The following is a 23,663-nucleotide window of genomic DNA, read 5'->3' as shown; positions in this document are numbered from 1 at the left end:
GCTCGTCCCGTACATCCCGCTCGCCCCTTACATCCTGCACATCCCGCACATCCCCTGTTTCCCAACTGTCCCCCCAATGTCTCTCAGTGTGGAGAAGACGATGGTCATCTATGGAGTCGCGGCCCTGGCGGTGTGCATGCTCGCGGGCACGCTCGTCGGTGAACTGATCGGCGCCGCCGTCGGCGTCGACGCCAATGTCGGCGGAGTGGGCTTCGCCATGATCCTGCTGATCGCGGTCACCCATCAGCTCCGCAAGAGGGGCAAATTCCCCGAGGCCTCCGAACAGGGCGTGCTCTTCTGGAGCGCGATGTACATCCCGATCGTCGTGGGCATGGCCGCCGCGCAGAACGTGGTCAAGGCCGTCACCGGCGGCCCCATGGCGATCCTGGCGGGCCTCGCCGCGGTCGCCGTGGGGTTCGCCCTGGTGCCCGCGCTGGCGCGGATCGGCGAACCGGGCGAACCGCTGGAACCACTGGAGCCGCCGGTGACGCCGGCCGCGGACGAGAAGCAGGAGGCCTGACATGGACCGGTTCGAAGCCGTTCTCGAGGACAACGGTCTGCTCGTGGCCTTCGCGCTGGTCGGGGCGCTGATGCTGGTCGGCGGGTGGCTGTCGGCGAAGCTGACCCGCGGCCGGCTTCAGGGCTCGGCCATCGCCATCCTCCTCGGCCTGGTCCTGGCCTACTGGGGCGGCGCCGCGACCGACGGCCAGCACGGCCTCGCGGACGTCACCGCATTCTCCGGGCTCGCGCTGATGGGCGGCGCGATGCTGCGGGACTTCGCGATCGTCTCCACCGCCTACGGCGTCGACCTGAAGGTGATCAAGCGAGCCGGGCTGTCCGGGGGGCTGTCGATCCTGCTGGGCGTCGTCCTGTCGTTCGTGGTCGGGGCCGTCATCGCCGCCTGCTTCGGCTACTCGGACGCCAAGTCGCTGGCGACCATCGGCGCCGGCGCGGCCACGTACATCGTCGGGCCGGTGACGGGTACGGCGGTGGGCGCGAGCTCGGACGTGATCGCGCTGTCCGTGGCGGCCGGGCTGGTCAAATCCGTGGTGGTCATGGTGGGGACACCGCTCGTCGCCCCGCTGATCGGCCTGAACAACCCGAAGTCCGCCATGGCGTTCGGCGGACTGCTGGGCACGACCTCCGGCGTGGCCGGCGGGCTCGCGGCCACCGACAAGCGCCTGGTGCCCTACGGAGCCATGACGGCCACCTTCTACACGGGCGTGGGCTGCCTGCTCGGCCCCTCGCTGCTGTATGTGACCCTGCGTGCGATCGTCGGCGGGTGACAGCCGGCCTCCGGGCGCGGGCGCCTACGCCGCCGCCCTCCGCAGCAGTGACCGGATCGGGCGCCACAGTTCCGGGACCGCGATGACGCCGACCGGGACGCCGTTGTCGGGGGCCGTGCGCCAGATGAGGCCGTCGGGGTGGTGGAGGACCGCCGTGATCTCGTCCGGGGTGGGCGGGGCCGCGTTGCCGCGGAGGTAGACGGCTCTCAGGCCCAGGTTGCGGAGCCTGGTCAGGGCTCTGGCGCGGTTGTGGGCGTGGACGAGGACGCGGACGTCCGTGGAGGGGCCCGGGAGGCCCTCCCGGGCGGCGGGGCGGGGCAGGTTCAGCGCCACCACCACCATGCCGTCGGGCAGCTTGCAGAAGCCTCCTGCGGCCATGCGGTCACACCCCCGTGCGAGTCGGTATCGAGGTCGGCGTCAGCGCCGGCGTCCGTGTCGGTGTCAATAAGCGAAGCACAGGAGGCACCTAAACACGATCGGCGGCAACCCGCCAGGGGGTCACCGCCGATACATGTCTGACCTGCGAAAACGTCGGCTACTTCGCCGAGGGGCCGACCTTCACCGTGATCGTCGAGCCGCTCAGGGGCTCACCGACGATCTTGATCGAGGTGTTGGTGTCAGTGACCTTGACGCCCGCGAGCGGGGTCGTCGGGTCGTAGTACGTCGACTTGCCGTCGTCGAAGACCGGGACGCCCGGACGGGACTTGATCCTGGTCGCGACGTCCGCGTTGTGCAGCGTGATCGCGTCCGTCGGGTACCAGCTGAAGGTGGAGTCGAAGGCCTGGACGCGGTTGCGCATCAGGGTGCCGTCGGACCACTTCAGCGGGGTGGGGTGCGCGTCCACCGGGAGGATGAGGCCCTCGCCGTGGTGGGCGCTGGTGTTGTCGTCCGCCTGGGAGGTGTCCCACTTCCAGATCAGCAGGCCGTTCTGGTACGGGTAGTGCTCGACCCAGTCCGGACGGGTCGTCGAGAAGCCGTAGTTGTACGGGCCGACCTTGAGGGTCTTGTCGTACGACACGTACTGGCGGTTCTCGGCGATGTAGTACTGCGCGTAGTCGTCCGTGATGGAGCCGCCGATGCGCGAGAAGCCGCTCGCCGTCCAGGCCGCGTCCGCCGTCTCCGCGTTGTCGGTGAAGAGCGCGGCGCCGTCCGCCGTCAGCGTGATGTCGTCGGCCGTGAAGCCCTTCTGCGCCACGCCGCCGTCGGTGGCGTAACGGAAGCGGACGCTGATCTGCTTGCCCGCGTAGGCGTCCAGCGGGAACGTCAGCTTCTGGTAGGCGTCCACCGTGCCGGTGAGGGCGGGCTTGCCGCTGCCGTCGCGCGGGACGGCGCTGCCGTCGGCCAGGGTGCCGTCGATCGGCGTGTAGGTGGCGCCGCCGTCGGTGGAGACCTCGGTGTACAGGTAGTCGTAGTCCTTCTCGGTGTCCCACCAGGCGTCCAGGGACAGCGCGGCGGACGTCTTGCCGGTCAGGTCGACCGTCCGGGTCAGGGTGTTCTTCAGGTCGTTGCCGCTGCCGCTCCACCACTGCGTGGCGCCCTGCGCCGGGGCGACGATCTCGGTGGTGACCTTCTTCTCCGGCAGCTGGACCACGAGGGCCTGGGGGTTCTTGGTGTTGTACTCCGCGACGCCGAGCGTGTGGGTGGACTTCGCGCCCGCCTTGGCCGTGTCGTAGTCCAGCCAGCCCAGTTGCAGCTTGTCCCAGGCGTTCATGTCGCCGGGCAGGTCGCCGATGGACTCCTTGCCGGTGCCGAGCCAGGACCCGGAGGACATCAGGGTCCAGAAGCCGGTGGAGTTCTCGCCGCCGCCGGAGGTGTCGTACTCGTCCGGCAGACCGAGGTCGTGGCCGTACTCGTGGGCGAAGACGCCGAGTCCGCCGTTCTCCGGCTGGATGGTGTAGTCGCCGACCCAGATGCCGGTGTCGCCGATCTGGGCGCCGCCCAGCTTGTTGCCGGCGGGGCCGGTGGAGCCGGCGTCGGTGCCGAAGGCGAACCAGCGGTGGGCCCAGATCGCGTCCTCGCCCTGGGCGCCGCCGCCCGCGGACTCGTCCTCGCCGGCGTGCACGATCTGGAAGTGGTCGATGTAGCCGTCGGGCTCGTTGAAGTCGCCGTCGCCGTCGAAGTCGTTACGGTCCCACTGGTCGAACGCGGCCAGCTCGGTCTTGATCTGGGCAGCGGTGGCGCCGGCGGCCTCGCGCTGGGCGACCCAGGCGTTGACCCCGTCCTGGACCGCGTACCAGGCGCCGGTGGTGGCGTCGTTGGAGCCGTAACGGGCCTCGTTGTAGGGGACCTTGACCCAGTCGGTCACCTCGCCCTCGACCGAGTAGCGGCCCGAGGACTGCTTCTCGTAGTACTTCTTCAGCGACTCGGTCTTCTTGCCGGTGCCGAAGTACAGCTCCTGGAAGTGCTTCTGGTCGTAGTCCGCCTGCCAGGCCGTGGAGTTGTTGACGGCCCGGTCCGGCTGGGCTATCTGGTTGTGCAGCGGGCCGGCGGTGCCGCCGTAGCGGGGGTCGACCTGGTCGCCGAACTCGACGAGGATCGTGAAGATCTTGTCGGTCCTCTCCCGGCCGAGCTCGACGTACTTGCCGGCGCCCTTGCGGCTCTTGAGCTGGACGACCTTCGAGCCGTCGCGGTCCTTCACCGACGCCTCGCCGGATATGACCTGCCTGAGGGCCTCCTGGCGCTGGGCGTCCAGGGTCTTGCTGAGCGGCCCGTCGAAGTCGTGCTCGCGGGCCTTCGCCGGCTGCGGGTCCTGCCCGTCCGCGGCGGGGGCCTGCACCGATCCGGTCTCGGCGGCCTGCGCCACGGCGAACGTCGTGAACGTCGCCGAGGCCGCCGCGAGGGCGACGACCGTCGCGGCCGTCCTGAACGTCCAAGATCTACTGGTCACTTGATGTCCTCCCACGCACGCGCCCGTGCGCGCGGAAAGGGGGGATCCCTGTCAAGGAAGGTCCGCGCGCTGTTATACGCGTGTAGTCAAGTGACGCCATTTGACTACTGGTTTACGAGAAAAGACAGACCTTGACTTGAGCAAGACAACTGCATTATTGGAAGCCGGTGTTCGCAATACGGACACATGACTGTAATGAGACAGGCGCGCGGGGCAGTCCACTTGGTGGACGCCATGACTCCGTGCGCCCCCTGTGCACCGGCGCCGTGGGTTAGGTCACGCTTACCGCTCGGTCCACTCGGGCATGCAGGCGAATAGAGTCGAGAACGCCCCCGCTTCCGAGGACACGATTGCCATGCCTCGTCCGACTGTTGCACAGCTCACATACGGTTCCTGCACCGTCATCCTCTCGACGCTCGCCATGCTGCTGCTGTCACAGACGAGTTCGGGCCCCGGGATCGCCGTCGTCGTCGTCGCCGCGGTCGCGCTCGGCGTGCTCGTCGCCATGACGGTGCCGACGCCGAAGCCGTCGCGGGCCCCCGTGGCCCGCTCCGCGACGCGCCGACCCGCGAACCGGACCGCACCTGTTCCGGTTCCGGCGCCCGGTCCTGCTCCCGTTCCTGTGCACGCGCCCGTGAGCGCCCCCGTACCGGCGTCGGTCGCCTCGGCGTCCGAGCCCGTCCGGGAGCCCACGGCTCCCTGAGACCCAGCGGCACGACCGAGGGCCCGCGCCGGGCATCAGACGCGGGCCCTCGGTCGTGCCGGTCGGCTGGCTGGTCGGCCGGTCGGCTGGCTGGTCGGCTGGCTGGTCGGCTGGTTGTGTGTCAGGTGGTGCTGACCACCACCGTCTTGGCCGCCTTGTCGTGCAGGCCCTGCTTGTAGGGCTTGTCGAAGAAGCTCCAGCCGCCGCAGACCGCCGTCCACAGACAGGCGCAGCAGAACGCGAACGGCACCCACAGCACCAGGGCGCGGATCAGCGACGTCTGCACGGCGGGAGTGGAGCCGTCGTCGAGGTCGGCCACGCGCATGCCGAACCACTTCTTGCCCAGCGTCTGGCCGAACCGGGCGGTCAGCACCGTGTCGTACGCGACGTACAGGATCGCGGCGACGAGCTCACGTCCGAAGGTCTTGCCGAACTCGATCTTGTCCGCGTCCGTCGTGTACTGCGCGACCCCGAAGGCCCACGCCAGCAGCGACACCACGGCGAAGACGAGGATCATGTCGATGATCCTCGCCAGCGTGCGCTTGCCGCTGTCGGCGAGCGGGGGCATCCCGGCCAGCGGGTCCTCGGGGTAACCGCCGTAAGGGTCACCACCGTAGGGACCGCCCCCGCCCCCGTGCGGACCGCCGCCGGACGGACCTTCGCCGGAGGGACCGCCGCCGTACGGCCCCTGCGGGGTGTCGTAGGGCGAGCCGCCCTGCCCCTCGCCGTACGGAGACCGCGGGGGCTGCTGCGAGGGCCGTTTCCTGAACGGGTCGTCCTCCGGCGGCTCGCCGCCGCCGGAGCCGGGGGGCGGTTCGGTGGTCATGCCCCCGAGTCGACCCCGAACCCCTCGGCTCCGCATCCGGCGAGCGGCCGTCCGGGCTACCGGCCGTCCCGGCTATCGGTCAGCCGGGCTACCGGTCAGCCGGCGACGAACGTGTGCGCGGCCTTGTCGTGCCAGCACTGCCGCCACGGCTTGTCGAACAGCCCCCAGACGACGCCCACGACACCGACGACGAGCAGACCGGGCACGCTGTACACGAGCCAGCGGCGCAGGGCCGCCCCGAAGGACGGGGGTTCGCCGCCCTCGATGTCCCGCACCTCCAGACCGAACAGCTTCTTGCCCAGCGTGCGGCCCCACTTGGCGGTCGGCAGGGCCTCGTAGACGACCCCGAAGACCAGCAGGACCCCGAGGACGATCGCCAGGTACACCGACGTCGTGCCGTCCAGCAGCCAGACCGTGACGGTCTCTCCGGTGAGCTTGGCCGCGTCGATCTTCTCGTTGACGTGGTCGAGCGCCTTCACGCCGAGCGGTACGGCTGCGGCGGAGGTGACGGCCGCGAGGACGAGCGTGTCGACGAGACGGGCCGCCAGCCGCTTGCCGAGACCGGCGGGACGGGCCGAGGCCTGACGCCGGGCTGCCGCCTGGAAGATGTCCTCGACCGGCGGCTTCCAGGGCGCGACGGGGCCGTCCTCGGCCCCCGCCAGCCGGTGCACCTGCTGCGCCCAGGACGGCTGCCCCCCACCGGACCCGGCAGCCAACGGAGCAGCCCCCGCCACCCCGGCCGCCTGGGCCCCAGCCGCAGCAGCTTGCGGCAGGGCCGTCCCGGGAGCACCGGACTGCGGCTGGACCACTCCGGGAGCGCCAGGCTGCGGCTGGGCCACGCCGGGAGCGCCGGACTGATGGGGCACGCTCGGGGCGGCCTGCTGGGGACCGGAGAGAGCGGCGGGCGCCGGGGCGCCGGGGGCGTGCGCGGCGGGCTGGACGCCGGGTGCCTGGGCGGCGGGCGGTGCAGCGGACTGGGCTGCCGGGAAACCGGCGGGGCCCTGCGGGGCCGGAACACCGGCGCCTTGAGCCGCGGCCCGCTCGGCAGCCGCCTTACCGGCCCCGAAACCGGGCTGGGCGGGGCCGCCCGCAGGGCCGCTGCCCGCAGGGCCGCTGTTGATCGGGGTCGTGCCTGCCGGGGCGGCGCTCGCCGGGGTCGGTCCGACGGGGACCGGAGAGCCGAAGCCCGTGCTGGGAGCAAGGCCGCTGCCGGCGGCCGGGCCCGGAGTGGAGCCGCTGCCGGCAGCCGGGCCAGGGGTGGTGGTGCCGGACGCGCCGACGGGGCCCTGGGCGCCGAAGCCTGGTGGGAGCGAACCGGGGGCGGCCGCCTCTGCCGGACCCTGCGCAGCGAAACCAGGCGTCGCCCGGGCCGCGGGCGGGAACGGCGAGGCGGAGCCCGGTGTGCTCCCGGGGTGCGCGCCGGAAGCGCCGGTGTGGTCACCCGTGCGCGGGGCCGGCGCGCGGAAGGTGACGGTGCCCTCGTCAGGGATGAGGCCCGCAGGGCCCGCCGCTCCCCCGTTGCCCGCCGTCGGCCGGCGGAAGACGAAGGTGCCGCCGGAGACCACGTCCCCGCTGCCGTCCTCCGGTTCGGCGGGCGGGATCGTCGCGGTGCCGTCCGTGCTCGTCGACCGGCCCTCGGGGTGGGCCGGGGCGGGCGACGGGACCCTCGGGTCGGGAGTCTGCGGGCCGCCGCCCCAGGAGACGCGGCGGTCCTGGTCGCCGCCGAAGCCGGACTGGTGGGCGCTGTCGGCGCCCCACGCGGAGGCCGGCTCGGGACGGCCGTCGTACGGGTCCGCCGGCGCCGGGTCCTCGTCGAAGAAGTGCGGGCCGGTCTCCTCCACGGAGGCCGGGGGCGCGCCGGACGGGGGTGTGAGCGGGCGGCCGTCGGACGGCGCCGGTCGGCTGGTGCCCGGTACCCAGGCGGCACCGTTCCAGTACCGGACGTATCCAGGGATGGACGGGTCCGGGTAATACCCTTCGCGGGGCCTGTCGTCGCCGGGTGCCGGGGTTGGGGCGCTCATGTCCGTCGTCCCGTATCTGCTCGGGGGTGAGATGGGAGCCTCCACATCTATCAGACCGGCGCAACCCCCACCGCCAGTCCCGTCGGACCCGCCCTTTTCCGGGCAACCTCGTGCACGCTCTTCACACGTTCGGAACCGCCCGCCGAGCCGCAGGACCCGAACCCGCCGCGGCGCGTTCCGCACCCCGCACCCACCCCGCGACCACCCTGCACCCACCCCGCACCGGATGCGCCCCGGCCCCCCCTCCGGAAAACGACGCGAAAAAGTTCTCCGAATCCGCGTAATGGTTCCGGCCCGGCCCCCTCTCCACTCGTACGGGCCCACCGCGGGCCCGTACGAGGTCCGTATCGAGAGGAGAACCGACATGCAGCACACCGTGGTGGAGCGCGAGTTGGAGCTCAAGCTCATCCTGTCGCCGGAGCGCAGCATCCCGGTCCCGGCCCGGCTCGGCTACCGCAGCGACGACCCCTTCGCCGTCCACGTCGCCTTCCACATCAACTCCGAGCACCCGGTCAACTGGACGTTCGCCCGCGAGCTGCTGGTGGAGGGCGTGTTCCGGCCGTGCGGGCACGGGGACGTGCGGGTGTGGCCGACGAAGGCGGACGGACGCAGCGTCGTGCTGATGGCGCTGAGTTCACCGGGCGGCGACGCCCTCCTTCAGGCGCCCGCGGCCCAGGTGTCGGCCTGGCTGGAGCGGACGCTGCGGGTGGTGCCCCCGGGAACCGAGGGCGAGCGACTGGGCCTCGACGACGCCCTGGCCGACCTGCTCGCCCCCACCCCCGCGGACGACCTGTGGCTGCGCGAGCCGTGGCCGGGCGACGAGTCGAAGGACGGAAATGAGTGAGCCCCCGTCCCCGGCGAATTCAAGGACGCTCAGAACAGCTTGCCCGGGTTGAGGATGCCCAGCGGGTCGAAGGCCGCCTTGACCGCCCGCTGCATCTCCACGCCCACCGGGCCGAGCTCGCGCGCGAGCCACTCCTTCTTCAGCACGCCCACACCGTGCTCGCCGGTGATGGTGCCGCCGAGTTCCAGGCCGAGGCCCATGATCTCGTCGAAGGACTCGCGGGCGCGGCGGCACTCGTCGGGATCCTGTGCGTCGAAGCAGACGGTGGGGTGGGTGTTGCCGTCGCCGGCGTGGGCGACGACGCCGATCGTCAACCGGTGCTTGTCCGCGATGCGTTCGACGCCTTCGAGCATCTCGGCGAGCCGGGAGCGGGGCACGCACACGTCGTCGATCATCGTGGTGCCCTTGACGGCCTCCAGGGCGACGAGCGACGACCGCCGGGCCTGGAGCAGCAGTTCGGACTCGGCGAAGTCGTCGGCGGGGACCACCTGGGTGGCGCCGGCCGCCTCGCACAGCGCGCCGACGGCGGCGAGGTCGGCGGCCGGGTCGGCGGTGTCGAAGGCGGCCAGGAGGAGGGCTTCGGTGGTGTCCGGCAGGCCCATGTGGGCGAGGTCGTTGACGGCGCGGACCGTCGTACGGTCCATCAGTTCGAGGAGGGACGGGACGTGCCCTCCCGCCATGATCCGGCACACCGCGTCGCAGGCGGCGGCCCCGGACGCGAACTCGGCCGCCAGCACCAGCTGCTGCGGCGGCTGCGGCTTCAGCGCCAGGATCGCCCGCACGACGATCCCCAGCGAGCCCTCGGAGCCGACGAACAGCCGGGTCAGGTCGTACCCGGCGACGCCCTTCGCCGTGCGGCGGCCGGTGGACATCAGCCGGCCGTCGGCCAGGACGACGTCCAGGCCGAGGACGTACTCGGCCGTCACCCCGTACTTCACACAGCACAGGCCGCCCGAGGCGGTGCCGATGTTCCCGCCGATCGTGCACATCTCCCAGCTGGAGGGGTCGGGCGGGTAGTACAGGCCGTGTTCGCCGACCGCGCGGGAGAGCGTCGCGTTGACGACGCCCGGTTCGACGACGGCGATCCGGTCGACCGGGTTGATCTCGAGGATGCGGTCCATCTTCGTCAGGGAGAGGACGATGCAGCCGTCGGAGGCGTTGGCGCCGCCGGACAGGCCGGTGCGCGCGCCCTGCGGGACGACCGGGACGCGCAGCTCGCTCGCCGTGCGCATGACGTGCTGGACCTCCTCGACCGTGCGCGGCAGCACGACCACGGCCGGGGCGCCCGCGGGGCAGAAGCTCGCCATGTCGTTGGCGTAGGAGACCGTGACGTCCGGGTCGGTGAGGACGGCCTCGGCGGGCAGGCCGGTCAGCAGACGGTCGAGGAGGGTGCCCGTCACCACGGACCCGTCGTTGTGTCGTGCTTCCGAACGGCTCATGATCACAGGTTCGCACTCGGGGCCATCGGTGTGAACCCCGTCCGCCGGGCGCTTCGGCTGACGTCGCAGGGTCGTCGTACTGACGCACAGTGAACGCCATGGAGAAGGTCTCTTGGTTCCGTCGGCGGCGGCTGCTCGTCGGCTCGCTCGTGGGGTGTCTCGTGCTGGGCGGCGGGGCGCTGATGTCCTGGCCGGGCGGGGAGCCGGCCGTGCGGCGGGCGCCCGCGCCGGCGCCGGGGGCGCAGGCGGGGACGGCGGTCCGGGCGGGGGTGCCGGCCGGGCTGTCCGACCTGGCGGCGCTGATCGTGCAGCGGGAGAGCCGGGTGCGGACGCATCCGAAGGACGCCCGGTCCTGGGCGGTGCTCGGCACGGCCTACGTCGAACAGGGCCGGCGCACCGCCGACGCGGCGCTCCTCTACCCCAGGGCCGAGCAGGCGCTGCGGACCTCGCTGACCGCGCGGCCCCGGGGCAACGCCGAGGCCCTGGACGGTCTGGCCGCGCTGGCCAACGCGCGCCGCGACTTCCCCGCGGCCCGGGCCTGGGGCGAGGCCGCGCGCACGGCGGCGCCGACGCGCTGGACGACGTATGCGCAGCTCATCGATGCCTACACCGGCCTCGGTGACTACAAGAAGGCCCGCACGGCCCTCGACAGGCTGACGGCGCTGCACTCCGGTCCTGCGGTGCGGGCGCGGGCGGCCGGCGTCTACTGGGACCGGGGCTGGCGGGAGGACGCGCAGGCCGCGCTGGCCGACGCGGCGGCCGGCGCCGCCACGCCCGCCGAGCAGGCGGCCTGGCTGGAGCGGGCCGGGCAGCTCGCCTGGGAGCGCGGCGATCGGGAGGACGCGCTGCGGCACTTCGAGGAGGCGGTCCGGATCGACCCCGACCAGCGGGCCGCGCAGGCCGGGCAGGGGCGGGCGCTGGCGGCGCTGGGGCGGACGTCGGAGGCGCTGAGCGCGTACCGGGCGGCGCTCGCCCGGCAGCCGCTGCCGGGGTACGCGCTGGAGCTGGGCGAGCTGTACGAGTCGCTGGGGCTCACGCAGGCGGCGCGCGTGCAGTACGACCTGCTGCGGGCGCGGGTCCGGCAGGAGGCTGCGGGCGGGGTCGACGGGGAGCTGGTGCTGGGCCGGTTCGAGGCGGACCACGGCGATCCGGCGTCGGCGGTACGGCGGCTGCGGGCCGAGTGGCGGCGGCAGCCGGGGATCGCGGTCGCGGACGCGCTGGGCTGGGCGCTGCACCGGGCCGACGACGACAAGGAGGCCCTGAAGTTCGCCATGATCGCCACCGACCGGATGCACGGGGGCGCGGTGCGCAGCGCGCCGTACATGTACCACCGGGCCATGATCGAGCGGAGGCTGGGGCAGGACGGTCCGGCCCGCAGACACCTTCAGGAGGCGTTGCAGATCAACCCGTACTTCTCCCCGCTGCTCGGTCCGGTGGCCCGGGTCGCCCTGGCGGACCTGGGCGCCGAACCGGCCCCGGCGAAACTGCCCCGGTGACCCCTGCACGAACCGTCCTGCAGAGGTCGCCGTCCTGCAGAGGTCGCCGTCCTACAGGTTGCCCCGCTTGGCCTGCTCGCGTTCGATCGCCTCGAAGAGGGCCTTGAAGTTGCCCTTGCCGAAGCCCATCGAGCCGTGCCGTTCGATGATCTCGAAGAAGACGGTCGGCTTGTCCTGGACCGGCTTGGTGAAGATCTGCAGCAGATAGCCGTCCTCGTCGCGGTCGACGAGGATCTTCAGCTCGCGCAGGGTCTCGACGGGGACGCGGGTGTCGCCGGCCCACTCGCCGAGGGTGTCGTAGTAGGAGTCCGGGGTGTCGAGGAACTGGACGCCGGCCGCGCGCATCGTCCGTACCGTCTGCACGATGTCGCCGGTGTTGAGCGCGATGTGCTGGACGCCCGCGCCGCCGTAGAACTCCAGGTACTCGTCGATCTGGGACTTCTTCTTCGCGATCGCCGGCTCGTTGATCGGGAACTTGACCTTGAGGGTGCCGTCGGCGACGACCTTCGACATCAGCGCGCTGTACTCGGTGGCGATGTCGTCGCCCACGAACTCCTTCATGTTCGTGAAGCCCATGACCTTGTTGTAGAACCCGACCCAGTCGTTCATCCGGCCGAGTTCGACGTTGCCGACGCAGTGGTCGATGGCCTGGAAGGTGCGCTGGGCGGGCGGTGCGACGATCGGGTCGGCGGCGACGAAGCCGGGGAGGTAGGGGCCGTCGTAGCCGGAGCGGTCGACGAGGGTGTGGCGGGTCTCGCCGTAGGTGGCGATCGCGGCCAGCACGACCGTGCCGTGCTCGTCCTTCAGCTCGTACGGCTCGGCGATCGAGCGGGCGCCGTGCTCGACGGCGTAGGCGTACGCGGCGCGGGCGTCCGGGACCTCGATGGCGAGGTCGACGACGCCGTCGCCGTGCTCGGCCACATGCCGGTCGAGGAAGTGGCCCCAGGTGGTGGCGGGCTTGACGACAGAGGTCAGGACGAAGCGGGCCGAGCCGTTCGTGAGCACGTACGAGGCGGTCTCGCGACTGCCCGTCTCCGGTCCGGAGTAGGCGACCAGCGTCATGCCGAAGGCGGTGGAGTAGTAGTGCGCCGCCTGCTTGGCGTTGCCCACGGCGAAGACGACCGCGTCCATTCCCTTGACCGGGAAGGGATCGGCCTGCCGGGCGGTGTCGGGAGTGTGGTGCGTGGTCTGCGTCATACCGAAAGCGTCGCGCCGGGCGGCAAGGTGCGCAATAGTTCGCACCATCGCTGGACAATGTGTTCAGTCGAACGCCCGCATCCGCGGGTGTTGTGTACAGGCTGACCATCGTGGAGGCGGGCGGGCATGGGGATCGATCAGCTGGACGGCCGGATCATCGTGCTGCTGGCCCGGGAGCCGCGGCTGGGGGTGCTGGAGATGTCCCGGCGGCTGGGGGTGGCCCGGGGGACGGTGCAGGCGCGGCTCGACCGGCTTCAGTCGAATGGAGTCATCCGGGGATTTGGCCCCGAGGTCGATCCGGCGGCCCTCGGCTACCCGGTCACCGCCTTCGCCACGCTGCAGATCCGGCAGGGGCAAGGGGCCGACGTGCGGGCGCACTTGGCCACCGTCCCGGAGGTGCTGGAGCTGCACACCACCACCGGCAGCGGGGACATGCTGTGCCGCCTGGTGGCCCGTTCCAACGCCGATCTCCAGCGGGTGATCGACCTGGTCGTCGGTTTTGATGGCATTGTCCGGGCAGCCACCGCGATCGTCATGGAGAACCCCGTTCCGCTGCGGATCATCCCGCTGGTGGAACAGGCGGCAGGGCTGCGGACAGGGAGATGACCGGCCGGCATGGGGTGGTGAGGGCGTGTGAGCTTCTGGGAGTACCTGGGCAACCGTCATCAGCAGCTGCTCACCGACGCCTACCAACACGCCAGCGTCGTCTTCCAGTGCATGGTCGTGGCGACCGTGCTGGGTGTGCTGATCGGCGTCCTCGCCTACCGCAGCGCATGGGGCGGCAGCCTCGCCGCCACCGCCACCTCCACCATCCTCACCATTCCGTCGCTCGCCATGATCGGTCTGCTGATCCCGATGGTGGGGCTGGGCGTGCCGCCGACGGTGATCGCGCTGACGCTGTACGGGCTGCTGCCGATCGTGCGCAACGCCGTCGTCGGGCTGCGCGGGGTCGACCCGTCCCTGGTGGACGCGGCCAAGGGCATCGGGATGTCCCGGCCGGCGCGGCTGGCGCGGGTCGAGCTGCCGCTGGCCTGGCCGCCGATCCTGACCGGGATCCGGGTCTCCACGCAGATGCTGATGGGCATCGCCGCCATCGCCGCGTACGCCTCCGGGCCCGGTCTCGGCAACGAGATCTTCCGTGGCATCGCCTCACTGGGCAGCAAGAACGCGCTCAACCAGGTGCTCGCGGGCACGCTCGGGATCATCGTCCTGGCCCTGCTGTTCGATGCCGCGTACGTCCTGATCGGACGGCTGACGATTCCCAGGGGGATCCGTGCCTGACTCGCCCGACGGCTCCCGCGCCGCCTCCCACGGGGCGTCGATCGAGCTGGAGAGCCTCACCAAGCGCTACCCGGGCAATCCGAGCCCCGCCGTCGACAACGTCACCATGGAGATCAAGGCGGGCGAGACCGTCATCTTCGTGGGGCCGTCCGGCTGCGGGAAGTCGACGACGCTGAAGATGATCAACCGGCTGATCGAGCCGAGCGGCGGACGGATCCGGATCGACGGCGAGGACGTCACCGACATCGACCCGGTGAAGCTGCGCCGCAAGGTGGGGTACGCGATCCAGTCGTCCGGGCTCTTCCCGCACATGACGGTCGCGCAGAACATCTCGCTCGTGCCTCGGATGATCGGCTGGCCGAAGGCGCGGATCCGGGGCCGGGTGGAGGAGATGCTCGACCTGGTCGGCCTCGATCCCGGCGAGTTCCACGGCCGCTACCCGCGCCAGCTGTCCGGCGGGCAGCAGCAACGGGTGGGCGTGGCAAGGGCGTTGGCGGCCGACCCGCCGGTGCTGCTGATGGACGAGCCGTTCGGCGCCGTCGACCCGATCACCCGCGACCACCTCCAGGACGAGCTGATCCGGCTCCAGCACGAGCTGCACAAGACGATCGTGTTCGTCACCCACGACTTCGACGAGGCGATCAAGCTCGGCGACCGGATCGCGGTGCTGCGCGAGCGCTCGCACATCGCCCAGTTCGACACCCCGGAGGCGATCCTCACCAACCCGGCGGACGACTTCGTGTCCGGGTTCGTCGGGGCGGGGGCGGCCCTGAAGCGGCTCAACCTCAGCCGCGTCCGGGACGTGGAGATCACCGGCTACCCCACGGTGACCGTCGACGACCCGCTCCAGACCATTTTCAACAAGCTCCGGGTCAGCGGCACGAACGAGATCCTGCTGCTGGACAGGCGGGGCCGGCCCTACAAGTGGCTGCGCCGCGGGGACCTGATGCGGGCCAGGGGCTCGCTGGCCCGGGCGGGCACCCTGGTCCACGACACGGTGACCCGGGACGCCACCCTGCGCGACGCGCTGGAGGCGGTGCTGACCGACAGCACCGGGCGGGTCGCGGTCACCGGGCGGCGCGGCGAATACACCGGGGTCGTCGACATGGAGACGTTGATGAACTCCGTCCACGAACTGCTGGAGGCCGACCGGCTGGAGGCACTGGAGGCACAGCACGACCTGGAGGAGGCCCGGGCCGCGCAGACGCACGCGGAACAGGAGGGTCCGGGCGCGGAGGCGAAGGCGTGAGCGCCCCCGAGCTCGACGACCGGCCGGAGGAACCGGCAAAGAACCATGCGCAGGACCAGGCACAGGAACAAGCGGAGGCGCAGGCGCAGGCGGAGTCACCGTCCCCGCCGCTCGCTCCCCCGCGGCGACGCGTCACCTGGCAGAAGCTGACCTTCCTGCCCGCCTTCCTGGTCGCCCTGCTGCTGGCGACCTGGCTGTGGTTCCAGCAGGCGGACCTGGACCCGATCTCCAAGAACGCGCTCTCGAACGGGCAGGTGTCCAAGGCCCTGTGGCAGCAAGTCCAACTCACGGTGATCTCCACCTTCTTCGTGCTGATCATCGCGATCCCGCTGGGCATCCTGCTCACCCGGCGGCGGTTCCGGAAGGCGACCCCCGCCGCGCTGGCCTTCGCCAACATGGGGCAGGCGACCCCCGCCATCGGGCTGCTGGCGCTGCTGGTGATCTGGCTGGGCATCGGCCGCAGGGCCGCCCTGATCGGCATCATCGCCTACGCCGTCCTGCCCGTGCTGTCCAACACCATGGCGGGGCTGAAGGCGAACGACCCGACACTGCTGGAGGCGGCCCGCGGGATCGGCATGACCCCCGTCGGGGTGCTGTCCCGGGTGGAGCTTCCGCTGGCGGTCCCGCTCATCCTGGCCGGCGTCCGCACGGCGCTCGTGCTGAACGTCGGCACGGCGACCCTGGCGACCTTCGGCGGGGGCGGCGGCCTGGGCGTCCTGATCACCGCCGGCATCACCAACCAGCGTATGCCGGTGCTGGTGCTGGGCGCGATCCTCACCGTGGCGCTGGCACTGCTGGTCGACTGGCTGGCCTCACTGGCCGAGGTGATGCTGCGGCCACGCGGACTGGACGTGGGCACGTGAGACGCCCGTGCCGCAGAGCCGCCCGGACACTGGCGCCGGTACTCGCGCTGGCGGTGCTCTCCGGGTGCGGGCTGAGCAGCGGCTCGCCGATGGTCGACGACGTCTCGCCCGGGTCGATCGGACAGGGCGAGCCGCTCGAGGGCGCCCACCTCACGGTGACGTCCAAGTCGTTCACCGAGAACCTCGTCCTCGGCGCGATGATCGGCATCGCCTTCCAGGCGGCCGGCGCGGACGTACTGGACCGCACCGGCATCCAGGGCTCCATCGGCAGCCGCGAGGCGGTCCGCAAGGGCGACGCCGACGCCATGTACGAGTACACGGGCACCGCGTGGATCACGTACATGGGCAACAGCGAGCCCATCGTCGACCCGCAGGCGCAGTGGCGGGCGGTCCATGACGCCGACCTGAAGAACGGGCTGACCTGGCTGCCGCCGTCCCGGCTGGACAACACCTACGCGCTGGCGATGAACCAGGCCAACCACAGGAAGTACGGCACGAACACGCTGTCGGACGTGGCCACGCTGTCGAAGTCGGACCCGAGTGCCGTGACGCTGTGCGTGGAGGGCGAGTTCGCCAACCGGGCGGACGGGCTGCCGGGCATGGAGAAGGCGTACGGCATGAACATCGCGGCGTCCCGGATCACCCAGATGGACACCGGGATCATCTACACGCAGGCGGCGAAGGGGAGTTGCACCTACGGGGAGGTGTACACGACCGACGGCCGCATCCGGTCGATGAACCTGGTGGTGATGGACGACGACAAGGACTTCTTCCCCAACTACAACGCGGCCCCCGTGATCAACTCCAAGGCGCTGAAGAAGTGGCCGGCGATCGCGGGCCTGCTGAACCCGATCACGAAGAGGCTCGACAACACGGTGGCGCAGGAGCTGAACGCCAAGGTGGACGTCGCCGGGGAGGACCCGCACCAGGTCGCCCTGGACTGGATGAAAAACCAGGGATTCGTGAAGTGAGCAGAGGTGTGCAGAGGTGTCAGCAGCTCGGTACCGAGCCCTTCCCCTTCTCCAGGGCGACCAGCGCGCCCACCGCGCCCTTGAGCGTGGTGACCGGGATCAGCCGAAGCCCCTTGGGCAGCTCGGCCTTCGCGTCGCCGCACTCGTCCTTCGGCACGAGGAACACGGTCGCCCCGTCGCGCCGGGCGGCCTGTGTCTTGAGGGCGACGCCGCCGACCGCGCCGACCTTGCCGTCGGCGTCGATGGTCCCCGTCCCGGCGATCGTGCGGCCGCCCGTGAGGTCGCCGCCGCTGCCGTCGCCGTCGAGCTTGTCGACGATGCCGAGCGAGAACAGCAGCCCCGCGCTCGGACCGCCCACGTCGGCCAGCTTCAGTGTGACCTTGAGGCCGTCGCCGGTGCGGTGCAGGTACGTCAGCGCGGCCTCGGTCGCCGCGTCCTGGGACTGCTGCATCTGCTCGGTGTTGTGCCGCTCGATCTCCTTGGTGCTCTCCCCGCTGGGGTAGACCGAGTCGCGCGGCATGATCGCCTGGTCGGTGCGGAACCAGCCGTCGATCACATCGGAGAGCGTGACGTCCGTGTCGGGGCTGGTCGCCTCGATCGTCGTCATCCGCAGCTGCCCCTTCGTCTCACGGGAGGGCGCGCCGGAGATCGTGATGACCGGGTCGCCCTTGTTCTCACCGAGGACGTTCGCCGTCATGCCCGGCTGCGCCACCGAGAACGGCAACGGCGCGAACGCCGCCGTGGCGAGCAGCGCCACGAGCGGCAGAGCACAGACGACGAGGGCCTGGGGACGTGAGAGACGAGAGAGCACGAGGTCAATGTAACGGTCACCCCCACACCCCCACCCGCCCAGGTACACCACCCCGAGCCCACGGCCAGCCATGCCACGCCCCTGCCACCCGACCCCCTGGCCTGCGGGCAGTCGTGCCGCTGGGGCAGCACGGATGGGCGCAGGCGGCACCCGGCAAGCGCCCCCACCCCCGCCCCACACCGCACGGCGCCACACCGCACCGCACCGCACCAGCCCAGGGCACCGCCCCGCACCCGGCCCCGCGTCAGGAACCGCAGGGCTCAGCGCAACGCCCCGCACCCGCACCGCACCGCACCGCACCGCACCGGCCCAGGGCACCGCCCCGCACCCGGCCCCGCCTCAGGAACCGCAGGGCTCAGCGCACCGCCCCGCACCAGCCCAGGGCACCGTCCCGCACCGCACCGCCTCAGGAACCGCAGGGCTCAGCGCAACGCCTCCGCGACCTCCCGCGCAGCGTCCATCACGCGCGGCCCCACCCGCTCCGGCACCGCGTCCGCCAGCATCACCACGCCCACGCTGCCCTCGACCCCCGTCACTCCGAGCAACGGCGCCGCGGCCCCGCTCGCCCCCGCCTCCAGCTCGCCGTGCGTCAGGGTGTACCCCGGCTCGTCCGGCCGCCGCTGGCGCGCGGCGAGGATCGCCCGGCCCGCGGCGCCCCGGTCCAGCGGATGCCGGAACCCGGCCCGGTAGGCCACGTGGTAGTCCGTCCAGGTCGGCTCGACGACGGCGACGGCGAGCGCCTCCGTCCCGTCCACCAGTGTCAGATGCGCGGTCGCCCCTATGTCCTCGGCCAGCGATCGCAGCGCGGGCAGCGCGGCCTCCCGCACCAGCGGATGCACCTGGCGGCCGAGCCTCAGCACGCCGAGTCCGACGCGGGCTCGCCCGCCCAGGTCACGTCGTACGAGTGCGTGCTGCTCCAGGGTGGCGAGCAACCGGTACACAACGGTCCGGTTCACGCCCAGTTTGTTGGAAAGCTCGGTGACGGTCAGCCCGTGGTCGGTATCGGCCAGCAGCTTGAGAACCTTCAGCCCTCGATCGAGCGTCTGGGAGGTCTCCGCGGTCACGACGCCCACTCCTTAAGTGGTGAGGTCGGCAGGCCCCCGTCGCGGCGGATGCGTCACCGAGTCCCGTCAGTGACGCGCTTGAGAGGCCGCCGATCGACAGATGGGCCCGGCGTGTCCGGGCCCAGTCGCTTCACGGCTGCGCTCCGCGGCGGCGCTGCCACGGGGCGTGTGCGTAGCGGGACAGTAGCGAAGCAGGTTCGCTGAGCGGAAGGCTCCGTCCAGAATCCGGTCATTGGCCGGTATGGACTACCTGCATTTATCCCGATACGTACGGAGCGTGACGACACACCGCGCGCCCCTCCAGACCTCACAGAGAACGCAAGCCTCACAGAGAACGCAGGACTCACAGAGAACGCAGGACTCACAGAGAACTCAGGACTCACAGGGCACGGAGGTCACTTCATCCGCGTGGCCCACTCCTGCACCTTGGCGATCCGCTGCCGCAGCTGCCCCGCCGTCGCCTCCGCGCTCGGCGGCCCGCCGCACACACGCCGCAGCTCGGTGTGGATCACACCGTGCGGCTTGCCGCTCTGATGGACGTACGCGCCGACCATCGTGTTGAGCTGCTTGCGCAGCTCCATCATCTCCTTGTGCGAGACGACCGGCCGCCGCTCGGCGGGCAGTTCGAGCAGGTCGGCCTCGGTGTCCGGCTTCTTCCTGCTGTGCGCGATCTGCTTGGCCTGCCGCTTCTGGAGCAGCAGCTGCACCTGGTCGGGTTCGAGGAGCCCCGGAATGCCGAGGTAGTCCTGCTCCTCCTCGCTTCCCGGGTGGGCCTGCATGCCGAACTCGGCGCCGTTGTACATCACCCGGTCGAAGACGGCCTCGGACTCCAGCGCCTCGAAGGCGAACTGCTCCTGTTCTCCGGTGTCCTCGTCCTGCTCCTTGTTCGCCTCGTCCATCTCCTTCTCGGACTCGGCGTACGGATCCTCCTCGCCCTCCTTCTTGGGCTTGTCGAGGGCGTGGTCGCGCTCGACCTCCATCTCGTTGGCGAAGGTGAGGAGGTCGGGCACGGTCGGCAGGAACACGGACGCGGTCTCGCCGCGCCGCCGGGACCGCACGAAACGCCCGACGGCCTGGGCGAAGAAGAGGGGCGTGGAGATAGTGGTGGCGTACACCCCCACCGCCAGCCGCGGCACGTCGACGCCTTCCGACACCATCCGCACCGCGACCATCCACCGGTCGTCGCTCGCGCTGAACTCGTCGATGCGGTTGGACGCGCCGCTGTCGTCGGACAGGACGACGGTCGCCTTCGTGCCCGTGATCTCCCGGATCAGCTTGGCGTAGGCGCGGGCGGCGTCCTGGTCGGAGGCGATGACGAGCGCACCGGCGTCCGGGATGGCCTTCCTGACCTCGGTGAGCCGCTGGTCGGCGGCGCGCAGCACGCTCGGCATCCACTCGCCGCGCGGATCGAGCGCCGTACGCCAGGCCTGACTGATCGCGTCCTTGGTCATCGGCTCACCGAGCCGCGCCGCGATCTCGTCGCCGGCTTTCGTCCGCCAGCGCATGTTGCCGCTGTAGGAGAGGAAGATGACCGGCCGCACGACGTTGTCGGCGAGCGCCGACCCGTAACCGTAGGTGTAGTCGGCGGCGGAGCGCCGGATCCCGTCGTTGCCCTCCTCGTACGTCACGAAGGGGATGGGGTTGGTGTCGGACCGGAACGGCGTGCCGGTGAGCGCGAGGCGGCGGGTGGCCGGCTCGAACGCCTCCAGACACGCCTCACCCCACGACTTGGAGTCGCCCGCGTGGTGGATCTCGTCGAGGATGACGAGGGTCTTGCGCTGTTCGGACCGGTTGCGGTGCAGCATCGGCCGTACGCCGACGCCCGCGTAGGTCACGGCGACGCCGTGGTAGTCCTTGCTGAGCGGGCCGGCGCTGTACTCCGGGTCCAGCCGGATGCCTATCCTCGCGGCCGCTTCCGCCCACTGCTTCTTCAGGTGCTCGGTCGGCGCGACCACCGTCACCTGCTGCACGACGTGATGGTGCAGCAGCCAGGAGGCGAGGGTCAGCGCGAACGTCGTCTTGCCGGCGCCGGGGGTGGCGACGGCGAGGAAGTCGCGCGGCTGCTCCTGGATGTACTTCTCCATCGCCCCCTGCTGCCAGGCACGCAGCTTGCTGGCGGTGCCCCACGGGGCGCGGCCGGGAAAGGCGGGCGACAGGTGGTGGGAGTGGGAGGAGGACGCGGAGGTGGCAGACATAGGCGTGGGCCCGGAGGGCCCTCCGTTGAGGGTGGCGGCGGGCGACGGGCGGGAGGTAGTCACGGTCTCCGGTGAGGGGGTCGGATCAGAGGGGCTACGGGGGAACGACTCGGCTACATATGACAACCGGGCCACCCTACCGGCGGCCCGGCGGTGTCCAGGTGCGAACCAGGCCGGGTCGCCGATGGGTGGGACTCACGTCACAGCGCCCGCAGCCGCTCGGCGATCACGGCGACCCGCGGCTCCGCACCGGAGGCGACATCGATGACCAGGTCGTATGCCGCGTCCTGGTCGCAGTCGGCGAGATCCACGCCGTGCAGCGCGAGGAAGGTCACGGCCGCCAGCCACGCGGCGCGCTTGTTGCCGTCGACGAAGGGGTGGTTGGCGGCGATCGCGTGCAGGAGGGCGGCGGCCTGCTCGTGGACGTCGTCGTACGCGGCCGTGCCGAACATCCGGGCGCGTGGCCGGTGCACGGCGGAGGCGAGCAGACCGGGCGCCCGCGCCTCGGGCGCCCGCCCGCCGAACGCGATCCGCGCGATGTCCGTCACCTCGGCGACGGTGAGGTGACGGTTCACTCCCCCAGCCTCCGCAGCAGGTCGGCGTGGGCTCCGGCGAGCCGCTCGGCCACGGCGCGCACCCGCGCCTCCTCCGCACGCAGACACTCGCGTACGGCGTCCAGCGCGAGCTCCTCCGGACGGCGACCGGTGGCGTCCGCGAGGTCGTCGAGGGCGTGGCCGAGGTCAGGGGGAAGGGTGAGTGGCTGCATAGGCAGGGAGGTTAGGAGAAGGACGGTTCAACGGCCACGGGATTTCCGGGATCCGGCGCTCGGGGGTTCCGGGGTTTACGGTCGCCGCTCACGCACCCGGGTGGCCACCCACGCCCCGGCCAGCGCCACCGCGGCCATCGGCAGGAAGACGGCGACGAAGGCGGCCGGATGCGACGACCCGTCGGCGGTCGTGTCCGTCGCCGCGTGCGCCACACTCCCGCCGCCGAGGGCCGCGAACGCGGCACCCCCCGCGGCCAGCAACAGCACGTTGGACAGACCATCGGCGATCTGCAGCCCGGCGGAATTGGCCCCCGCCTCCTCGGGGGCGGAGAGCTGCAGCAGGAGCACACTGGTGGAGGAGATCACCAGCCCCATCCCGAAACACCCGAAACCCCAGGCGACGGCCAGCGTCCAGACCGGCACGGAAGGGACCAGCACGCTCGGCGCGGCGGCGATCGCGCCGGCCGCCAGCACCATCCCGAGCGCCATCAGCCGCTCCCGGTACGGCTCCGCCCGCGACCGCGACTGCACCCACGACCCCAACGCCCAGGTGGCGCCCCCGGCGGCGAGCGAGAACCCGGCAAGGGTGGGACTCAGTCCCCGCTCCGTCACCAGCATCAACGGCACGAAGGACTCGGCGGCGACGAACGAACCGGCGGCCACCCCCCGCAGCAGCACCACGGACGGCAGCCCCCGGGCCGCCCGCCATATCCCGCGCGGCAACAGCCCGAGCACGGCGGGCACGAGCAGCGCGACACCGGCCGCGCCCGGCACCAAGGAGACCGGCCGCGGATCCTGGGCGGCGTACTGCAGCAGCCCGGCACCGAGGGAGATCGCGAGAGCAAGCCGAATCCGCCGCCGGTCGGGGGAGGTCGAGGACGTCGAGAGGGAGTCCGCCACGGGCCCGCCGGCCCGACGCCGTATCTGAGGCAGCGCCAGCCCGACCGGCAGAGCGACCAGGACGGGTATCCCGAGGAAGACCCACCGCCACCCGAGCTGCTCGGTCACCGCCCCCGCGGCAAGCGGCCCCACCACGGACGGCACGACCCAACACGCCGCGAACGACGCCATGATCGCCGGCCGCAGCCGCTGCGGATAGGCCCGCCCGACGACGACGTACAGGGCGACGACGACCAGCCCGCCGCCCAGCCCCTGCACGGCCCGCCCGAGAATGAACAACCACATGACCCCGGCACTCCCGCAGAGCACAAGCCCCGCCGCGAACGCCGCGATCCCACTGCTCAACGCCCCGAGCGGCCCCCGCCGATCCGACCACTGCCCTGCCCACACCATCCCCAACAGACTGGTGGTGAAGTACCCGGAGAACGCGAACGCGTACAACGACACCCCGTCGAGCTCCCGCGCCGCCACGGGCATGGCGGTCCCCACCGCGGTCGCCTCAAAGGCGATGAGCAGCACGACGGACACGATCCCGACACTGAGGGCGCGATAGGAACGCCCGAGGACGGTCTCACCGACACGGTCGTCTGCGACAGCGGTGTCGCGGGGCTTCAGGGCGGTCATGGTCGCCAGCGTAAGGTCCACGACCGACATTGACCCCTGTCGCAAGACCGGTCCACACCCGGTCCATTGGTCCTACACCCACGCCGCCGACGCCCCCGGCATCACCCGCGACGCCCCCCGTTTCATGAACGGCGTATGGCAGTCCCGTTGCAGCGCAGCCGATCCCCTTGAGCCCCTTCCCACCCGGCCCGTACGGTCGACATACCGAGTTCGGAACGGGGCCCAACCCCCACTCCCTAC

At 71.6% G+C, this 23,663-nt stretch carries 22 protein-coding genes; 10 read left to right on the top strand and 12 right to left on the bottom strand.

All coding sequences use genetic code 11. The features are described 5' to 3' along the window. Positions 1-76 precede the first annotated feature (76 nt). Positions 77-520: a malonate transporter subunit MadL gene (gene madL, locus ACZ5SK_RS19910; RefSeq protein ID WP_334579529.1), complete on the top strand. Its 444-nt coding sequence runs from the start codon at positions 77-79 to the stop codon at positions 518-520. Between the two features lies 1 nt (position 521). After that, positions 522-1,286 (top strand): malonate transporter subunit MadM, encoded by a 765-nt coding sequence (madM, locus tag ACZ5SK_RS19905; RefSeq protein ID WP_334579528.1) that lies wholly within the window; start codon positions 522-524, stop codon positions 1,284-1,286. Between the two features lie 24 nt (positions 1,287-1,310). Here madM and ACZ5SK_RS19900 read toward each other — a convergent pair whose 3' ends face one another. Both ACZ5SK_RS19900 and ACZ5SK_RS19895 read right to left on the bottom strand, forming a co-directional pair. Further along, positions 1,311-1,664 (bottom strand): hypothetical protein, encoded by a 354-nt coding sequence (locus ACZ5SK_RS19900; RefSeq protein ID WP_334579527.1) that lies wholly within the window; start codon positions 1,662-1,664, stop codon positions 1,311-1,313. Positions 1,665-1,821: 157 nt separating this feature from the next. Beyond that, complete coding sequence (locus tag ACZ5SK_RS19895) at positions 1,822-4,173, bottom strand: immune inhibitor A domain-containing protein (RefSeq protein ID WP_468576360.1); 2,352 nt, start codon at positions 4,171-4,173, stop codon at positions 1,822-1,824. A 355-nt stretch (positions 4,174-4,528) separates the two neighbouring features. On the opposite strand from ACZ5SK_RS19895, the gene ACZ5SK_RS19890 reads away from it, so the two are divergent. Beyond that, a complete protein-coding gene (locus ACZ5SK_RS19890; RefSeq protein WP_334579525.1) occupies positions 4,529-4,876 on the top strand; it encodes a hypothetical protein in 348 nt (115 codons plus the stop codon). A gap of 121 nt (positions 4,877-4,997) precedes the next feature. Here the strand turns inward: ACZ5SK_RS19890 and ACZ5SK_RS19885 are convergent, their stop codons facing one another. Together ACZ5SK_RS19885 and ACZ5SK_RS19880 are read right to left on the bottom strand one after the other, a co-directional pair. Next, entirely contained in the window at positions 4,998-5,702 is a 705-nt protein-coding gene (locus ACZ5SK_RS19885) for an RDD family protein (protein WP_468576359.1), read from the bottom strand. Between the two features lie 95 nt (positions 5,703-5,797). Next, positions 5,798-7,723 carry an RDD family protein gene (locus ACZ5SK_RS19880; RefSeq protein WP_361701014.1) on the bottom strand — a complete coding sequence of 642 codons (1,926 nt, stop codon included), beginning with the start codon at positions 7,721-7,723 and terminating at the stop codon, positions 5,798-5,800. 364 nt (positions 7,724-8,087) lie between these two features. Here ACZ5SK_RS19880 and ACZ5SK_RS19875 point away from each other — a divergent pair, with 364 nt between their 5' ends. After that, positions 8,088-8,567 carry an SsgA family sporulation/cell division regulator gene (locus tag ACZ5SK_RS19875; RefSeq protein WP_334579522.1) on the top strand — a complete coding sequence of 160 codons (480 nt, stop codon included), beginning with the start codon at positions 8,088-8,090 and terminating at the stop codon, positions 8,565-8,567. A gap of 29 nt (positions 8,568-8,596) precedes the next feature. Here the strand turns inward: ACZ5SK_RS19875 and ACZ5SK_RS19870 are convergent, their stop codons facing one another. Beyond that, complete coding sequence (locus ACZ5SK_RS19870) at positions 8,597-10,012, bottom strand: FAD-binding oxidoreductase (protein WP_361701018.1); 1,416 nt, start codon at positions 10,010-10,012, stop codon at positions 8,597-8,599. Positions 10,013-10,104: 92 nt separating this feature from the next. On the opposite strand from ACZ5SK_RS19870, the gene ACZ5SK_RS19865 reads away from it, so the two are divergent. After that, the gene (locus tag ACZ5SK_RS19865) at positions 10,105-11,502 is read left to right on the top strand and encodes a tetratricopeptide repeat protein (RefSeq protein WP_468576358.1); all 1,398 of its coding nucleotides are present in this window, start codon (positions 10,105-10,107) and stop codon (positions 11,500-11,502) included. A 51-nt stretch (positions 11,503-11,553) separates the two neighbouring features. On the opposite strand, the gene hppD is transcribed toward ACZ5SK_RS19865, so the two are convergent. Continuing rightward, the gene (gene hppD / locus ACZ5SK_RS19860; RefSeq protein WP_334579519.1) at positions 11,554-12,699 is read right to left on the bottom strand and encodes a 4-hydroxyphenylpyruvate dioxygenase; all 1,146 of its coding nucleotides are present in this window, start codon (positions 12,697-12,699) and stop codon (positions 11,554-11,556) included. A gap of 126 nt (positions 12,700-12,825) precedes the next feature. Between hppD and ACZ5SK_RS19855 the strand changes: the two genes are divergently transcribed. The 5 genes from ACZ5SK_RS19855 (at position 12,826) to ACZ5SK_RS19835 (ending at position 17,063) form a co-directional block, all read left to right on the top strand. Then, on the top strand, positions 12,826-13,305 hold the full coding sequence (locus ACZ5SK_RS19855; protein WP_079661946.1) for an Lrp/AsnC family transcriptional regulator: 480 nt from the start codon (positions 12,826-12,828) through the stop codon (positions 13,303-13,305). Between the two features lie 27 nt (positions 13,306-13,332). Further along, complete coding sequence (locus ACZ5SK_RS19850) at positions 13,333-13,980, top strand: ABC transporter permease (RefSeq protein ID WP_468576356.1); 648 nt, start codon at positions 13,333-13,335, stop codon at positions 13,978-13,980. Further along, complete coding sequence (locus ACZ5SK_RS19845) at positions 13,973-15,229, top strand: betaine/proline/choline family ABC transporter ATP-binding protein (RefSeq protein ID WP_468576355.1); 1,257 nt, start codon at positions 13,973-13,975, stop codon at positions 15,227-15,229. The genes ACZ5SK_RS19850 and ACZ5SK_RS19845 overlap by 8 nt, the downstream gene beginning before the upstream one ends. Continuing rightward, complete coding sequence (locus tag ACZ5SK_RS19840; protein ID WP_468576353.1) at positions 15,226-16,092, top strand: ABC transporter permease; 867 nt, start codon at positions 15,226-15,228, stop codon at positions 16,090-16,092. The genes ACZ5SK_RS19845 and ACZ5SK_RS19840 overlap by 4 nt, the downstream gene beginning before the upstream one ends. An 89-nt stretch (positions 16,093-16,181) precedes the next feature. Beyond that, a complete protein-coding gene (locus ACZ5SK_RS19835; RefSeq protein WP_468576457.1) occupies positions 16,182-17,063 on the top strand; it encodes a glycine betaine ABC transporter substrate-binding protein in 882 nt (293 codons plus the stop codon). A gap of 19 nt (positions 17,064-17,082) precedes the next feature. Here ACZ5SK_RS19835 and ACZ5SK_RS19830 read toward each other — a convergent pair whose 3' ends face one another. From ACZ5SK_RS19830 to ACZ5SK_RS19805, 6 genes are all read right to left on the bottom strand, one after another. Then, positions 17,083-17,874, bottom strand: coding sequence for a YlbL family protein (locus tag ACZ5SK_RS19830; RefSeq protein WP_334579515.1), 792 nt, complete (start codon positions 17,872-17,874; stop codon positions 17,083-17,085). A gap of 422 nt (positions 17,875-18,296) precedes the next feature. Beyond that, positions 18,297-18,938 carry an IclR family transcriptional regulator gene (locus ACZ5SK_RS19825; RefSeq protein WP_079661940.1) on the bottom strand — a complete coding sequence of 214 codons (642 nt, stop codon included), beginning with the start codon at positions 18,936-18,938 and terminating at the stop codon, positions 18,297-18,299. A gap of 395 nt (positions 18,939-19,333) precedes the next feature. Next, on the bottom strand, positions 19,334-21,133 hold the full coding sequence (locus ACZ5SK_RS19820; RefSeq protein ID WP_334579514.1) for a DEAD/DEAH box helicase: 1,800 nt from the start codon (positions 21,131-21,133) through the stop codon (positions 19,334-19,336). A gap of 200 nt (positions 21,134-21,333) precedes the next feature. Beyond that, positions 21,334-21,708 (bottom strand): type II toxin-antitoxin system death-on-curing family toxin, encoded by a 375-nt coding sequence (locus ACZ5SK_RS19815; RefSeq protein WP_334579513.1) that lies wholly within the window; start codon positions 21,706-21,708, stop codon positions 21,334-21,336. After that, positions 21,705-21,899, bottom strand: coding sequence for an NUDIX hydrolase (locus ACZ5SK_RS19810; protein WP_334579512.1), 195 nt, complete (start codon positions 21,897-21,899; stop codon positions 21,705-21,707). The genes ACZ5SK_RS19815 and ACZ5SK_RS19810 overlap by 4 nt, the downstream gene beginning before the upstream one ends. Positions 21,900-21,974: 75 nt before the next feature. Next, positions 21,975-23,423: an MFS transporter gene (locus ACZ5SK_RS19805; RefSeq protein ID WP_334579511.1), complete on the bottom strand. Its 1,449-nt coding sequence runs from the start codon at positions 23,421-23,423 to the stop codon at positions 21,975-21,977. Between the last annotated feature and the right edge of the window lie 240 nt (positions 23,424-23,663).

This window comes from Streptomyces sp. NPDC031474 (assembly GCF_055581185.1).
This window is presented reverse-complemented; position numbering and strand designations above follow the sequence as displayed.